At 70.4% G+C, this 15,840-nt stretch carries 13 protein-coding genes; 6 read left to right on the top strand and 7 right to left on the bottom strand.

Features of this window, described 5'->3' with window-relative positions:
- The first annotated feature begins 45 nt into the window (after positions 1-45).
- The 4 genes from ACICHK_RS11430 to ACICHK_RS11415 all read left to right on the top strand — a co-directional run bounded on the left by ACICHK_RS11430 (position 46) and on the right by ACICHK_RS11415 (position 5,288).
- Positions 46-624, top strand: a complete 579-nt coding sequence (locus ACICHK_RS11430) for a TerD family protein (RefSeq protein WP_103553382.1) — start codon at positions 46-48, stop codon at positions 622-624.
- A gap of 43 nt (positions 625-667) precedes the next feature.
- Entirely contained in the window at positions 668-2,695 is a 2,028-nt protein-coding gene (locus ACICHK_RS11425) for a TerD family protein (protein ID WP_406836808.1), read from the top strand.
- 346 nt (positions 2,696-3,041) lie between these two features.
- A complete protein-coding gene (locus ACICHK_RS11420; RefSeq protein WP_406836807.1) occupies positions 3,042-4,031 on the top strand; it encodes a TerC/Alx family metal homeostasis membrane protein in 990 nt (329 codons plus the stop codon).
- Between the two features lie 156 nt (positions 4,032-4,187).
- Positions 4,188-5,288, top strand: coding sequence for a calcium:proton antiporter (locus ACICHK_RS11415; protein ID WP_406836806.1), 1,101 nt, complete (start codon positions 4,188-4,190; stop codon positions 5,286-5,288).
- Between the two features lie 7 nt (positions 5,289-5,295).
- Here ACICHK_RS11415 and ACICHK_RS11410 read toward each other — a convergent pair whose 3' ends face one another.
- Positions 5,296-6,597, bottom strand: coding sequence for an MFS transporter (locus ACICHK_RS11410; RefSeq protein ID WP_406836805.1), 1,302 nt, complete (start codon positions 6,595-6,597; stop codon positions 5,296-5,298).
- A 60-nt stretch (positions 6,598-6,657) separates the two neighbouring features.
- Positions 6,658-7,704 (bottom strand): S66 peptidase family protein, encoded by a 1,047-nt coding sequence (locus tag ACICHK_RS11405; protein ID WP_406836804.1) that lies wholly within the window; start codon positions 7,702-7,704, stop codon positions 6,658-6,660.
- A gap of 101 nt (positions 7,705-7,805) precedes the next feature.
- On the opposite strand from ACICHK_RS11405, the gene aroQ reads away from it, so the two are divergent.
- Complete coding sequence (gene aroQ, locus ACICHK_RS11400; protein ID WP_151474033.1) at positions 7,806-8,279, top strand: type II 3-dehydroquinate dehydratase; 474 nt, start codon at positions 7,806-7,808, stop codon at positions 8,277-8,279.
- 91 nt (positions 8,280-8,370) lie between these two features.
- Here the strand turns inward: aroQ and ACICHK_RS11395 are convergent, their stop codons facing one another.
- From ACICHK_RS11395 to ACICHK_RS11375, 5 genes are all read right to left on the bottom strand, one after another.
- Positions 8,371-9,138 carry an amino acid ABC transporter ATP-binding protein gene (locus ACICHK_RS11395; protein WP_406836803.1) on the bottom strand — a complete coding sequence of 256 codons (768 nt, stop codon included), beginning with the start codon at positions 9,136-9,138 and terminating at the stop codon, positions 8,371-8,373.
- Complete coding sequence (locus ACICHK_RS11390) at positions 9,135-10,025, bottom strand: amino acid ABC transporter permease (protein WP_406836802.1); 891 nt, start codon at positions 10,023-10,025, stop codon at positions 9,135-9,137. Before ACICHK_RS11390 ends, ACICHK_RS11395 begins: the two co-directional genes overlap by 4 nt.
- Complete coding sequence (locus ACICHK_RS11385) at positions 9,986-10,870, bottom strand: ABC transporter substrate-binding protein (RefSeq protein ID WP_406836801.1); 885 nt, start codon at positions 10,868-10,870, stop codon at positions 9,986-9,988. Before ACICHK_RS11385 ends, ACICHK_RS11390 begins: the two co-directional genes overlap by 40 nt.
- Positions 10,871-11,119: 249 nt before the next feature.
- Positions 11,120-11,776, bottom strand: a complete 657-nt coding sequence (locus ACICHK_RS11380; protein WP_406836800.1) for an MBL fold metallo-hydrolase — start codon at positions 11,774-11,776, stop codon at positions 11,120-11,122.
- Between the two features lie 9 nt (positions 11,777-11,785).
- Entirely contained in the window at positions 11,786-12,475 is a 690-nt protein-coding gene (locus ACICHK_RS11375) for a maleylpyruvate isomerase family mycothiol-dependent enzyme (protein WP_406836799.1), read from the bottom strand.
- 223 nt (positions 12,476-12,698) lie between these two features.
- Between ACICHK_RS11375 and uvrA the strand changes: the two genes are divergently transcribed.
- Entirely contained in the window at positions 12,699-15,734 is a 3,036-nt protein-coding gene (uvrA, locus tag ACICHK_RS11370; protein WP_406836798.1) for an excinuclease ABC subunit UvrA, read from the top strand.
- Positions 15,735-15,840: the final 106 nt, after the last annotated feature.

The raw sequence follows: 15,840 nt of genomic DNA, 5'->3' as shown, positions 1-15,840 counted from the left end.
GCGGATCCCGCGGCAACAGGGGACAGTTCGAGAGGGGAACAGCGCGTGACGGTCAACATGACCAAGGGTCAGGCCATCAGTCTGCAGAAGAACGACGGGGGCACGCTGACCGCGGTCCGTATGGGTCTCGGCTGGCAGGCGGCCCCCCGGCGCGGCCTGTTCGGCTCGCGCACCCGGGAGATCGACCTCGACGCTTCCGCCGTGCTCTTCGCGGACAAGCAGCCCGTCGACGTGGTGTTCTTCCGTCACCTCGTCAGCGACGACGGCTCGGTGCGGCACACCGGTGACAACCTCGTGGGCGGCGCGGGCCAGGGCGGTGACGACGAGTCCATCCTCGTCGACCTGCAGCGCGTCCCGGTCCACATCGACCAGATCGTCTTCACCGTGAACTCCTTCACGGGCCAGACCTTCCAGGAGGTGCAGAACGCGTTCTGCCGTCTGGTCGACGAGACCAACGGCCAGGAGCTCGCCCGCTACACCCTGGCCGGTGGCGGCCAGTACACGGCGCAGATCATGGCGAAGGTGCACCGCTCCGGAAGCGGCTGGCAGATGACGGCCCTCGGTACGCCGGCCAACGGCCGCACGTTCCAGGACCTGATGCCCGCCATCCTGCCGCACCTCTGAGCGGCCGACGCACACCCACACAGCGACATAGGGGGACAAGACGATGACGGCCGAGCTGGTCAGGGGGCAGAACCACCCGCTCCCGGAGGTCCGTCTCGAGGTCCGGATCTCGGCCGGGAAGCCGATCGTGGCAGGAGCCACGCTCAGCGACGAGCAGGGGAGAGTCCGAGGCGTCGAATGGGTGGCCCACCCGGGCGCGCCCACGCTCCCCGGGCTCGAGGTCTCCAAGCAGGCGGCGGCCGACCACCGGCTGGCCTTCGACCTGGACGCCCTGCCGGAGGACGTGCACCGGGTCAGCGTGCTGCTCGCGCTGCCCACCGGTGTCGGCGGCCCGGTCCAGTTCGGCGCTGTCGCCGCCCCCTTCGTCGCGGTCACCGGCCTCGACGGTCTCGAGGTGGCCAGCTACACCCTCACCGGTCTCGACACCGAGTCCGCCGTCGTGGCCCTGGAGCTCTACCGCAGGCAGGGTGCCTGGAAGGTGCGCGCGGTCGGCCAGGGCTACGCGGGCGGTCTCGCCGAACTCCTCACCGACCAGGGGCTCCCCGAGGCCCGGCAGCTCGCGGGCAGCATCAACGAAGCGGTGGCCCGGGGACTGGCGCGGTCGGTGGCGGCGCCCCCGCCCCGGACCCCGGACGGGGACCGGTCACGACAGGCCGCCGCCTCGGCGCCCGGACCGGATCAGCCCTACGCCGGATCCGGACCGGGGACCGCTGCCGGGGCCGTGCCGCCCCAGCAGACCCCGTACCCTCCCGGTCCGGGGAGCGCCACGGCCTCGCAGACCGGTCTTCCAGGGGGCCCCGCGCAGTCCGACCCGTCCTCCGTCACCCAGCCGCCGTCGCCCACCAGCGGTGGCACGATCAACTACAGCCACCCCGGCCGGCAGACCGCCGCTCCGCCGCCGCCCCCGCCGACCGCGCCCCCCGCCCAGCCCGGGCAGCCGGCGCAGCCCGTCGCGGGAGACGCGACAGGCTGGTCCATGGAGGAGCGGCTGTACAACCAGGTATGGGGGATGTTCGAGGACCTGGCCCGGACCGTCGCCGCGTACCGCAGCGCCGTCGACTTCGCCGACTCCCGCATGGAGAAGGAGCTCGACCAGGTCCTGTCCGACCCGCGCAGCAGGATCGGAGGGCAGGGCGACGCCGCCCGGGAGGCCGCCCGCGCCAAGCACGCGCAGCTGGTCGACCAGGCCCGGGCCGCTCTCGACCGGGACCTCGCCCAGCTCACCGCCGAGGCCGAGGTCGTGGAGCCCGCGCTGCCGATGGCCTACGCACGCTGGGACAACCCGGTCTGGCACGGCTACCGCGCCCCCATGGAAATACCCATGGCGGTGCGGCTCGGCGACCTCCGTCTGCCCGAGACCGAGAACCTGAGCATCCCCATGCTGGTGCGTCTGCCGCTGGAGCGCGGTCTGTGGATCGACGGCGGGCGCACCTCTCTCGAGGGCACGCTCGCCGACTCCGACCAGCTGCGCCGTCTCGCCGTGGACACCGCCGTGGCGCACGCCGCCCGGCTGCTCGCCGTGTATCCGGCGGGCGAGTTCAGCGTGCATGTCATCGACCCGGCCGGCACCGGGGCCTCGTCCTTGGCGCCCCTGACGCGATCCGGGGCGCTCGCCGGCCCTCCGGCCGCGGGTGCCGCGGGCGTGGCGGACGTACTGAGCCGTCTCACCCAGCGCGTCGACCTGGTGCAGATGGCGATGCGCGGAGGAGCGGCCGACTCGCTGCCGCCGGGGTTCGACACCGCCGAACAACTGCTGATCGTCAATGACTTCCCGCACGGTTTCGACGACCGTGCCGTCACCCAGCTCCGCTATCTGGCGGACGAGGGGCCTGCCGTCGGCGTCCATCTGATGATGGTGGCCGACCGGGAGGACGCGGCGGCGTACGGACCGCTGCTCGACCCCCTGTGGCGGTCGCTGCTGCGGATCACTCCGGTGCCCGACGACCATCTCGCCGATCCGTGGGTCGGGCACGCGTGGACGTACGAACCCTCGCTCGTCCCCGCGAACAGCCAGGTGCTCCAGCAGGTCCTCGCCCAGGTGGCGGAGGCCCGCCGGTCGTGGAACCGCTGACCCCGCGCCGGCCGCCCCGCCCCGGTCCGTCCTGACCTTCGTGAACCTGTCGATCCAAGAGGCCGAACGACTCCACCAAGCAACCGTAAAGTGCCCTGACCAGCAAACTTGGCTCTTCTTTTACCAATCCCTTTACCTTTCCTTGGTGATTCGGGTACTCTTTTTCCTACGGAGGGGAGTACTCCCTATCTATTGCGACGCACCCGTCAGTACGGATCGATTCGGATCCCGGGGCGTCGGCCCGCAGGCTTCGGGGCGCATCCAGCGCCCCGAGTGGCGTCGGGTGGAAGAGACCTCCGGTGGCGAACGACGCTGAAAACTGCCGTTACGTACTGCCGGAGGCGCAGTGGATGTTTCCCTGACCCTGTGGGTCCTGACCATCGTGGGGCTGGCCGCACTGATCGCGGCCGACTTCTTCATCGGCCGCAAGCCGCACGACGTATCGATCAAGGAAGCCGGAATCTGGACCGTCGTCTGGATCGCCCTCGCCGGGCTGTTCGGACTCGGACTGCTCCTCTTCGCCGGCGGGGAGCCGGCCGGAGAGTTCTTCGCCGGCTTCATCACCGAGAAGTCGCTGAGCGTCGACAACCTCTTCGTCTTCGTCCTGATCATGGCGAAGTTCGCGGTGCCCTCGAAGTACCAGCAGCGCGTACTCCTCGTGGGCGTCCTGATAGCCCTCGTCCTGCGCGCGGTGTTCATCGCCGCCGGCGCCGCGATCATCGCGAACTTCGCGTGGGTCTTCTACATCTTCGGCGCGTTCCTCATCTACACCGCCTGGAAACTGATCCAGGAGGCCCGGGCCGACGAGGACGACGAGGAGTTCGAGGAGAACAGACTGCTCAAGGCCGCCGAGCGGCGGTTCGGTGTGGCCGACCGCTATCACGGCACCAAGCTGTGGATCCGTCAGAACGGCAAGCGCGTCATGACGCCGATGCTGGTCGTGATGCTGGCGATCGGCACCACCGACGTGCTCTTCGCGCTCGACTCGATCCCCGCGATCTTCGGCCTGACCCAGGACCCGTACATCGTCTTCACGGCCAACGCCTTCGCGCTGATGGGGCTGCGGCAGCTGTACTTCCTCATCGGCGGCCTGCTCAAGAAGCTGGTCCACCTCAGCTACGGTCTGTCGGTCATCCTCGGATTCATCGGAGTCAAGCTCGTCCTGCACGCGCTGCACGAGTCCGGCCTCCACGTTCCCGAGATATCCATTCCGGTGTCGCTCGGCGTGATCTGCGCGGTCCTGGTGGTCACCACGGTCACCAGTCTGACCGCCACCAGGAAGCAGGCGGCACGTGAGCGGACCGAGAGCTCTTCGAAGGAGAGCGTTGACGTCTGACCGCGTCGAACGCGGCGACAGGCACGCCCGGGAGCGGTGTGCGCGGCACCACCGGCCATCGCTCCCGGCACCCGCCCCGGTCCGTCCGCCGCGATCCCGGCGGGCGCCCCGGGCCGCCGGAGTGCGGTGCGTGCCCACGACTGCGACGATCGCGGCATGATCGTTCGGCTCAGGTCACTCGTGGCGCGGTGGACCGTCGTGGTGCCCGTGCTCGCGGTGGTGCTGCTGACCTTCACCTGGGGGCGCGACCTGCCGGGTGCGGTCGTCGCGCTGGTGACGCTGGTTCTCGCGGGTTCCGTGCTCGCCGCGGTGCATCACGCCGAGGTGGTCGCCCACCGGGTGGGGGAACCCTTCGGATCCCTCGTGCTCGCCGTCGCGGTCACGATCATCGAAGTCGCCCTCATCGTGACCCTGATGGCGGACGGCGGCGCCAAGAGTTCGACGCTGGCCCGCGACACGGTGTTCGCGGCCGTCATGATCACCTGCAACGGGATCGTCGGCGTGTGCCTGCTCGTCGCGTCACTGCGCCACGGGATCGCCGTGTTCAACGCCGAAGGAACCGGAGCCGCCCTGGCGACCGTCGCCACGCTCGCCACCCTCAGTCTCGTCTTCCCGACCTTCACCACCAGCAAGCCGGGCCCGGAGTTCTCCGCCGCGCAACTCACCTTCGCCGCGGTCGCCTCCCTGGTGCTGTACGGCCTGTTCGTGGCGACCCAGACCGTCCGGCACCGTGACTACTTCCTGCCGATCACCCAGCAGGGAAAGGTCATCGACATGGACGACCACGCCGACGCCCCGTCGGCCCGCGAGGCCGGGTTCAGCCTGGGGCTCCTCGGCCTGGCCCTGGTCGGTGTGGTTGGCCTCGCCAAGGGGGTGTCGCCCACCATCGAGTCCGGGGTCGAGGCGGCCGGCATGCCGCACTCCGTGGTCGGTGTGATCATCGCGCTGCTCGTGCTCCTCCCCGAGACCATCGCGGCACTGCGATCCGCCTGCCGGGACCGGGTGCAGACCAGCCTGAACCTCGCCCTCGGCTCCGCGATGGCCAGCATCGGACTGACCATCCCGGCCGTCGCCCTGGCCTCGGTCTGGCTCTCCGGACCGCTCGTCCTCGGCCTCAACGCCACGGAGATGGTGCTGCTCGCGCTGACCGTGGTCGTGAGCTCGCTGACGGTCGTGCCCGGGCGTGCCACTCCGCTTCAGGGAGGTGTCCATCTGGTCGTGTTCGCCGCCTACCTGGAACTGGCCATCAACCCCTGACCGGCCATCAGTCCGCGACGGGTGCGACCGCCAGCCTGGGCACCGGCCGGGTCTCCGGCAGCAGCGCGAAGCACCCGAGGCTCAGCAGCGCGATCCCCGTCAGATAGGCGGCCACGCCCCACGGCACGCGTTCCCCGCTCGCCACCGCCGTCGCCACGATCGGCGTGAGCGCGCCCCCGAGGACCCCGCCCAGGTTGTATCCGACGGCCGCTCCCGTGCAGCGCACCCGCGGTTCGTACAGCTCCGGCAGATACGCGGCGATCACCGCGAACATGGTGATGAACGCGATGAGCGCCACCAGGAAGCCGAGGAACATCAACAGGGGTTCACCGGTCGACAGCAGCCCGATCATCGGGAACATCCACAGCGCCGCGCCGGCGCAGCCCGCCATGCACAGCGGCCGCCGTCCGTAGCGGTCTCCCAGCAGAGCCACCAGGGGTGTCAGTGCCCCCTTCACCACCACCGCGGCCATGATGCAGGTCAGCATGACGGCACGGCTCACGCCGAGCCGTTCGACGCCGTAGGCGAGCGCCCAGGTCGTCACCGCGTAGAAGACGGCGTACCCGACGGCGAGTCCGCCGGCCGTCAGCAGGACGAGCCGCCAGTGGTCGCGCACCACCTCGGCGAGCGGCACACGCGCGTGGTCCCCCATCTCGAGGAACCGCGGGGTCTCCTTGAGCGAACCGCGCAGCCACAGCCCCGCCACCGCGAGGAGCCCCGCCGCCCAGAACGGCACCCGCCAGCCCCACTGCGCGAACTGCGCGTCGGACAGCGCCGACGACAGCGCCAGCATCACGCCGTTGGCCAGCACGAACCCCAGGGACGGACCGATCTGGGGGAAGGCCGACCACAGCCCGCGCCGCTCGGCGGGCGCGTGCTCGGCCGTCAGCAGCACCGCCCCGCCCCACTCGCCGCCGAGCCCGAGTCCCTGCAGGAAGCGCAGCACCAGAAGCAGCACGGGAGCCGCGGCACCGATGCGGTCGTACGTCGGAACGCAGCCGACGGCGACGGTCGCCGCGCCGGTCAGCAGCAGCGAGGCCAGCAGGACCGGCCGCCGCCCGCGCCGGTCCCCGATGTGCCCGAACAGCACCGAGCCCAGCGGACGGGCGACGAAGCCGACGCCGAACGTCCCGAAGGCCGCCAGCGTCCCCGCCAGCGGGGAGAACGTCGGGAAGAACAGAGGTCCGAGAACCAGCGCCGCCGCGGTCCCGTAGACGAAGAAGTCGTAGAACTCGATGGCCGTTCCGGTGAGCGAGGCGGCCGCGAGTCGCAGCATGGAAGGCGCCCTTACGGTGCGTACGTCGTGCATGCCGGATCAACTACCCACAGTGACCATCAGTTACGGGGGCGTGCGGGAGCGCGGCGTGTGTCAGTAGGTGACGGTGATGCGCCTGGCCGGGCCGTCGACCCGGACGGTCCCTCCGTAGGGGATGACGATCTGCGGATCGGTGTGGCCGAGGTCCACATCGAAGACGACCATCATGTCTCGGGCGTATGCGCCGACGGCCCGGAGGACCGCTTCGCGCTGGTCGCGGGCGTATCGGATCCTGGCCTCGGGTTCGAGGGGCTGCTCGAACGACCACGCCTTCGGCCGGCCCATGAGGAGTGCCGGAAAGCGTCGCAGCAGGCCGCGCTCGCCCATGCTGCGCAGGATCCGGAAGACGTCGTCGGCCCGGGGCATGTCCTCCGAGGTCTCCAGGAACAGCACGTGGCCGTCGTACACGGAAGGATCGCGGGCGATCTCGCGGTCGGCCATCAGCAGCCACGACAGGATCTCGATGTTGCCGCCCCAGGAACGGCCCTCGGCCACCCGGTCGGGACGGACCCAGGTCCAGCCCGAGCCCGGCTCGGTCGGCGGTTCGGCGAGGAAGCTCTCAGGCGCCTCCCAGGGCATGTCGACCTCGCGGAAACGGCTCGCGGGACGCAGCTCGTGGGGGCCCGAGGTGAACAGGGCGGCCCGCAGCGACTCCGCGGTCAGCGGGTCCATGGCACCCGGCCGGCCGAGCTCGCACATCACCGTCGCGCCGTGGTAGCCGACGATCCCGGCGTTCCACAGGAGGGCGAGGAGGTTCGTGTTGTCGCTGTACCCGAAGAACGGCTTCGGGTTCGCCCGGATCAGTTCACGGTCCAGCAGTGGCAGTACGGTGATCTGGTCGTCGCCGCCGATGGACGCGATGACCGCCCTGACCGTCGGGTCGGCGAACGCCGCGTGGATGTCGTCGGCCCGTTCCCGCGGGGTCGATCCCATCCTCCGGGTCGCCGGGTACTCGACCGGTTCCAGGCCGAACTCCTTCCGCAGCCGCTCCAGGCCCAGTTCGTACGGGAGCGGCAGGAGGCCGGGCAGACCGCTGGACGGCGAGATCACGGCTATCCGGTCACCGGGCACGGGCTTGGGAGGGTACGCGGGCGTCGTCATGACGGGAGCCTACGATTCGTCATCCTTTCGACGCACCGTGATAAACCGGGTCCGAGCAGCGGTCCTCGACGGGCCGGCAGACCCGAAGGACCGGAGGAAACGTGCCCCGCACCCTCGCCAACGCCCCGATCATGGTTCTCAACGGCCCCAACCTGAACCTCCTCGGGCAGCGGCAGCCGGAGATCTACGGTTCCGACACGCTGGCGGACGTCGAGGCGCTGTGCGCCAAGGCGGCGGCCGCGCACGGCGGCACGGTGGACTTCCGGCAGTCCAACCACGAGGGCGAACTGGTGGACTGGATCCACGAGGCCCGCCTGAACCACGCCGGGATCGTGATCAACCCGGCCGCCTACTCGCACACCTCCGTCGCCATCCTCGATGCGCTCAACACCTGTGACGGACTTCCGGTGGTGGAGGTCCACATCTCCAACATCCACCAGCGCGAGGAGTTCCGGCACCATTCGTACGTGTCGCTGCGGGCCGACGGGGTCATCGCGGGCTGCGGTGTGCAGGGGTACGCGTTCGCGGTGGAGCGGGTGGCGGCCCTCGCGGGAGAGGGACGGGCGGACACCTGAGCACGGGGTCCCGGCCGACGACCCGACCGGGGCGAAGCGGGCGGACGCGTGAAGTCGGGGACGCCCGGCCGCGCGCGTCCGCCCCGGGGGCTCACAGGCGTCCCGCCTCCACGATCCGTCCGAGGAAGCGCCGCGTGCGCTCCTGCCGCGGGTCGCCGAAGACCTGCTCGGGCGTACCGCGCTCCAGGATCACACCGTCCTCCAGGAAGCAGACCTGGTCCGATACCTCGCGTGCGAAGCCCATCTCGTGGGTGGCCAGGACCATGGTCATGCCGTCCGCCTTCACATCGCGGACGACGTCCAGGACCTCGCCCACGAGCTCGGGGTCCAGGGCCGCGGTGATCTCGTCGAGGAGGAGCAGCCTCGGGCGCACGGCCAAGGCGCGCACGATCGCCGCCCGTTGCTGCTGGCCACCGCTCAACCGGTCCGGGTACTCGTCCGCCTTGGCGCCGAGCCCGAGCCGTTCGAGCAGTTCACGCGCGTGTGCCTCGGCCTCCGCGCGGCCCGCCCCGTGCACGCGGCGCGGGGCGAGGGTGATGTTCTCCAGGACGGTCATGTGCGGGAACAGGTTGTACGCCTGGAAGACGACGCCGATGCGCCGGTGCACCGCGTCCTGGTCGGTCCGCGGATCGGTGATCTCCTCGCCGTCCAGCCAGATCGCGCCGTCGTCCACCTCCTCCAGGAGGTTGGCGCAGCGCAGCAGCGTGGACTTCCCGGAGCCGGACGCGCCGATCAACGTGGTGACCGTGTGCGGGGCGACCTCCAGATCGACGTCCCGCAGGACGACCGAGTCGCCGAAGGACTTGCGGACGGACTCCATCCGCAGCAACGGGCCGCCGGGTACGGGTGCCTCGCTCATACGATCCCTCCCTGGCCGCGGCGCCGGTCCATGCGGGCCGTGACCCAGTCGGTGAAGCGCGTCATCGGGATGGTCAGGGCCACGAAGAGCAGCGCCGCGACGACGTAGGCCGTGTAGTTGAGGCTGCGGCCGACGATGACGTCCGCGGAACGCATCGCCTCCACCGCGCCGCCGATCGAGACGAGGCTGGTGTCCTTCTGGAGGGACACCATGTCGTTCAGGAGCGGCGGGACCTGACGACGGACGGCCTGGGGCAGCACCACATGACGAAGCGTCTGCCGCGCGGTGAGGCCCAGCGAGCGCGCCGCGGCCCGCTGCGAGGGGTGCACCGACTCGATGCCGGCCCGCACGACCTCGGCGACGTACGCCGCGTACGTCAGCACCAGTCCCGCGCCGCCGAGGAGGACGGGGTCGGTGGTGACGCCCTGCAACTGGAGCGCCGGTACGCCGAACACGACGATCGACAGACAGATGATCAGCGGCAGACCGCGGAAGAAGTCGGTGTACGCGGTGGCGAGGGCGCGCACCGGCCAGTACACCGGCCCCTTCAGCGTGCGCGCCACGGCGATGAGGGTGCCCAGCAGGAGCACCACGACACCGCACACCGCGAACAGCCGCAGGTTGAGCCAGAGTCCGTCGAGGACCTTGGGGAAGGCCTCACGCGCGTACGACGCGTCGAAGAACGTCTCCTTCGTGCGCGGCCAGCCCGGCGCGTTCACCACCACGAGGTACAGCACGACGGCCGTGACGAGCGTCGAGAGCGCGGCCACGGCCGCCGAACGGCGGGCCCGGCCGCGCTTGTGGCGCTCGCGCTCGATCCTGCGCCGCGACGGGACGTACACCTCCGTCACTTGAGCACCGGGGCGTCGACGGCCTCGGACAGCCACTGCTTCTCGATCCTCGCGAGCGTGCCGTCCGCGCGCAGGGCGTCCACGGCCTTCGTCACGCAGGAGGTCAGCGCGCTGCCCTTGTCGAGGACGAGCCCGAACTGCTCCGGTGTGCCGCCCCTGTTCTCGAACTGCCCGACGATCCTCGCGTCCGTCACCTCGGCGGCCGTGATGTAGAAGGCGGTCGGCAGATCCGTCACGACGGCGTCGACCTGACCGTTCTTCAGGGCGGACTTGGCCTGGTCGTTCTTGGCGTACGCGGCCGGTTGCGCGGTCGGCTTCACCACGTCGTCGATGTAGTCCAGGCTCGTCGTGCCGACCTGCGCGCCCAGCTTCAGACCCTTGAGGTCCGCCAGACTCGTCGCCTTCGCGGCCTCGGAGTCCTTCAGCGCGATGACCGCCTGGCGCACGTCGTAGTAGCCGGACGAGAAGTCCACGGCCTTCTTGCGCTCGGCGCTGATCGACACCTGGTTGATGTCGAAGTCGAAGGTCTTCGCGCCGGGGGCGAAGGCCTTGTTGAAGGGCACGCTCTGCCAGACGACATCGCCGTCGGCGTAGCCGAGCCGCCGCGCCACGGCGTAGGCCACGGCCGACTCGAAGCCCTTCCCGTTGGCGGGCTTGTCGTCCTTGAACCACGGCTCGTACGCCGGCTCGTCGGTGGCGACGGTGAGCTTGCCGGAGGTCCGGGTGCCCAACGAGCCCTTGGCGCAGCTCCCGGCGGTGCTCCCGGAGGCTTTGCCGGACACCTTGCTCTCCGGCTGCGGGGCACAGCCCACGGCGAGGGCGAGCAGGACGGCGGTGCATACGGACGCGGCGGGGCGCAGGGCGCGTTGGGGTCGGTACATGGCGGGAGAGTGGCAGCGGAACAGCCGTTTGTCCACGTCGCGGCGGCAGTTGTCCGCATGGTGGGAACGGGTGTTGCGGCCGTGTGAACACACGCGTCGCAGCCGTTTCGCGCGCCGCCGCGGATGCCGCTCACCGGCGCGGTGTTCCGGGCAAGTCCCTTTCCGCGCCCCGGTCGGGCGCGGTCGCGGCGCTCCGACGAAAGAGCGGGGCCGCCCCGTTCGGGACGGCCCCGCTCCTGTGCCGGCGGATCACCAGCCCCGTGCTCTCCACTCCGGCAGATGCGGGCGCTCGGCGCCCAGCGTCGTGTCCTTGCCGTGGCCGGGGTACACCCACGTCTCGTCCGGCAGCACGTCGAAGATCCTCGTCTCGACGTCGTGGATGAGACGGGCGAAGGCCTCCGGGTCCTTGAACGTGTTGCCCACGCCGCCGGGGAAGAGGCAGTCGCCCGTGAACACGTGCGGGTGACCGTGCGGGTCGTCGTAGACGAGGGCGACCGAGCCCGGTGTGTGCCCGACCAGGTGGCGCGCGGTGAGCTCCACGTTCCCCACCTTGACCGTGTCGCCGTCCCGGAGGGGGACGTCGGTCGGCACCGGGATGCCCTCGGCGTCGTCCGCGCCGGCGTAGGTGCGCGCGCCCGTGGCGGCCACGACCTCGGCGAGCGCCTGCCAGTGGTCGCCGTGCCGGTGGGTGGTCACGACGGACGCGATGCCGTCGTCACCGATCAGGGTGAGCAGCGTCGAGGCCTCGTTCGCCGCGTCGATCAGGAGCTGCTCGTCGGTGGCCCGGCAGCGCAGCAGATACGCGTTGTTGTCCATGGGGCCGACCGCGACCTTGGAGATCATCAGGTCCTGCAGCTCGTGCACGTCGGCAGGTCCGCCGACCGTCACCGCTCCGCTGTACGTCATGACGGCAGCCTATAGCGGAGGAAGCGCCGGAAGCGGGCCGCCGCGAACCGTCAGGGCGGTGCCGTCGCGGCGGCCGCAGAGCCAGCCCAGCAGATCGGCCGCCGGACCCTGGACCTCGACCGGTCCGCTCCCGGCGCCGCCGCCCGTGGTCCGCACCCGGCCGTCGCCGGCGTCCAGCGTCGTCGCGGGCACGTCCGCGTGGCCGGCGAACCGCTCCGCGAGGAAGTCGATCTCCCGGGTCACGAACTCCTCCGGCAGATCCTCCAGCTCGTACCCGATGCCCAGGTCCACGTGGTGCAGGTCGACCTCGACCCAGCGCCGGAACGGCACCCGGGCCGCGGAGTCGGTGACCCCGTTGCGCAGCTCCACCGTGCGGGACCAGTCCGCGGGAGCGGCTCCCGTCTCCAGGAAGCGGGCCCCGCTCTCCCGCAGGTCCTCCAGCTGCTCCTCCAGGGGACGCGGCGCGTCCCGTTCGATGTCGGCGTCCCGGGTGCTCGCGGAGGCGTACATGGGGCGCCCCTCCAGGACGTTCACCAGAGCGTCCGCGTTGCGGGACAGGTGGGCGAGCACGTGCCCACGGCTCCAGCCGGGAAGCCGTGACGGTCCGGCCACGGCCGCGTTGTCCAGTTTGGCGACCGCGGTGAGCAGTCGTTCCGTCGCGTCACGTACAGACGCCAGGTCGCGCACATGATCCATCATGAGGTCGACCCTAGTCCCGCCACACGTTCGGGTGAAGCTGGTCGGCCACCCCCGTAAATCGAATGCGCGTGCTATACGCTCGATGGCGGCGTCGGGCATGCTGGATGGCCCGGGATTGTTGTGAACCAGCGAAAGCAACCGGCGCTGTCAGTGGCTCGCCCTAGTCTGGGATGACGGGGGCCCGCGGCCCCTGTCACTTCTCTCAAGAAAGGTACGGACCGGCGTGGCCGACCGTCTCATCGTCCGTGGAGCGCGCGAGCACAACCTGAAGAATGTCTCGCTCGACCTCCCGCGCGACTCGCTCATCGTCTTCACGGGCCTGTCGGGGTCGGGCAAGTCCTCCCTCGCCTTCGACACGATCTTCGCCGAGGGCCAGCGGCGCTACGTGGAGTCCCTGTCCTCGTACGCCCGGCAGTTCCTCGGCCAGATGGACAAGCCGGACGTGGACTTCATCGAGGGTCTCTCCCCGGCCGTCTCCATCGACCAGAAGTCGACCTCGCGCAACCCGCGCTCGACGGTCGGCACCATCACCGAGGTCTACGACTACCTGCGCCTGCTCTTCGCGCGCATCGGCAAGCCGCACTGTCCCGAGTGCAGCCGCCCCATTTCGCGCCAGTCGCCGCAGGCCATCGTCGACAAGGTCCTGGAACTCCCGGAGGGGAGCCGCTTCCAGGTCCTGTCGCCGCTGGTGCGCGAGCGCAAGGGGGAGTTCGTCGACCTCTTCGCCGACCTCCAGACCAAGGGGTACAGCCGTGCCCGGGTCGACGGCGAGACGATCCAGCTCACCGAGCCGCCCGCCCTGAAGAAGCAGGAGAAGCACACCATCGAGGTGGTCATCGACCGCCTCACGGTGAAGGACTCCGCCAAGCGCCGGCTCACCGACTCCGTGGAGACCGCCCTCGGCCTGTCCGGCGGCATGGTCGTGCTCGACTTCGTCGACCTCCCCGAGGACGACCCCGAGCGCGAGCGCATGTACTCGGAGCACCTGTACTGCCCGTACGACGACCTGTCCTTCGAGGAGCTGGAGCCCCGCTCCTTCTCCTTCAACTCGCCGTTCGGCGCCTGCCCCGAGTGCACCGGCATCGGCACGCGGATGGAGGTCGACCCCGAGCTGATCGTCCCGGACGAGGACAAGTCCCTCGACGAGGGCGCCATCCACCCCTGGTCGCACGGACACACCAAGGACTACTTCGGCCGGCTGATCGGCGCCCTCGCCGACGCGCTGGGCTTCCGCACCGACATCCCCTTCGCCGGGCTGCCGCAGCGCGCCAGGAAGGCCCTGCTCCAAGGCCACAAGACGCAGATCGAGGTCCGCTACCGCAACCGGTACGGACGCGAGCGTGTGTACACCACGCCCTTCGAGGGGGCCGTCCCCTTCGTCAAGCGGCGGCACAGCGAGTCCGAGAGCGACGCCAGCCGCGAGCGCTTCGAGGGCTACATGCGCGAGGTGCCCTGCCCCACCTGCCAGGGCACGCGCCTGAAGCCGCTCGTCCTCGCGGTCACGGTCATGGAGAAGTCCATCGCCGAGGTCGCCGCCATGTCCATCAGCGACTGCGCGGACTTCCTGGGGGAGCTGAAGCTCAACGCGCGCGACAAGAAGATCGCCGAGCGCGTCCTGAAGGAGGTCAACGAACGGCTGCGCTTCCTGGTCGACGTGGGCCTCGACTACCTGTCGCTGAACCGCGCGGCCGGCACGCTCTCCGGCGGCGAGGCGCAGCGCATCCGCCTGGCCACCCAGATCGGCTCCGGACTCGTCGGCGTCCTGTACGTCCTGGACGAGCCCTCCATCGGTCTGCACCAGCGTGACAACCACCGGCTGATCGAGACCCTCGTCCGCCTGCGCGACATGGGCAACACGCTCATCGTCGTCGAGCACGACGAGGACACCATCAAGGTCGCCGACTGGGTCGTCGACATCGGTCCCGGCGCGGGCGAGCACGGCGGCAAGGTCGTGCACAGCGGTCCCCTGAAGGAACTCCTCGACAACGCCGAGTCGATGACCGGGCAGTACCTGTCGCGCAAGCGGCAGATCCCGACCCCGGACGTCCGCCGCCCCGTCGACCCCGGCCGGAGGCTCACGGTGCACGGCGCCCGCGAGAACAACCTCCGGGACATCGACGTGTCCTTCCCGCTGGGCGTCCTCACCGCCGTCACCGGAGTGTCGGGTTCCGGGAAGTCGACACTGGTCAACGACATCCTGTACACGCACCTGGCCCGCGAGCTGAACGGCGCGAGGAACGTACCGGGGCGCCACACGCGCGTGGACGGCGACGACCTCGTCGACAAGGTCGTGCACGTCGACCAGTCGCCCATCGGCCGTACCCCCCGCTCCAACCCGGCGACGTACACCGGAGTCTTCGACCACGTCCGCAAGCTGTTCGCCGAGACCACCGAGGCGAAGGTGCGGGGTTATCTGCCCGGCCGCTTCTCCTTCAACGTCAAGGGCGGCCGCTGCGAGAACTGCTCGGGCGACGGCACGATCAAGATCGAGATGAACTTCCTGCCGGACGTGTACGTCCCCTGCGAGGTCTGCCACGGGGCGCGCTACAACCGGGAGACCCTGGAGGTCCACTACAAGGGCAAGTCCATCTCCGAGGTGCTGGACATGCCCATCGAGGAGGCGCTCGGCTTCTTCGAGGCGGTGCCGGCGATCGCCCGCCACCTCAGGACGCTCAACGACGTCGGCCTCGGCTACGTCAGGCTCGGCCAGTCCGCGCCGACGCTGTCCGGCGGCGAGGCGCAGCGCGTCAAGCTCGCCAGCGAGCTCCAGAAGCGTTCCACCGGCCGCACCGTGTACGTCCTCGACGAGCCGACCACCGGTCTGCACTTCGAGGACATCAGCAAGCTCATCACGGTGCTGTCCGGCCTGGTCGACAAGGGCAACACGGTCATCGTCATCGAGCACAACCTCGATGTCATCAAGACCGCGGACTGGGTCGTCGACATGGGCCCCGAGGGCGGCAGCGGCGGCGGTCTCGTGATCGCCGAGGGCACGCCCGAGGAGGTCGCCGGCGTTCCGGCCAGCCACACCGGCAAGTTCCTGCGCGAGATCCTCGGCGCCGACCGGATCAGCGACGCCGCTCCCGTGAAGGCCCCCCGCAAGACGGCCGCCAAGAAGACGGTCGCCGCGGGGACGACGGCGAGGAGGACGGCCACGAGGACCGTCAACAACACGGCAGCCAAGAAGGAGGCCACGGCGAAGTCGGCCGCCAAGAAGGCGACCCCCGCGAAGAAGACCACGCGGACCCGGAAGGCCTGACCGGACCGGACACGACCGAGACGACGGCGCCCCGCGGGAACTTTCCCGCGGGGCGCCGTCCGTCGGGAATCCGGCGGGCCCGCCCGTCGCGGTGCGAGGGCCGAAG

The organism is Streptomyces sp. AHU1 (assembly GCF_045343905.1).
GTDB lineage: Bacteria > Actinomycetota > Actinomycetes > Streptomycetales > Streptomycetaceae > Streptomyces > Streptomyces triticiradicis.
Note: the sequence above shows the minus strand (reverse complement) of the source record. Positions and strands in the feature narration are given on the sequence as shown.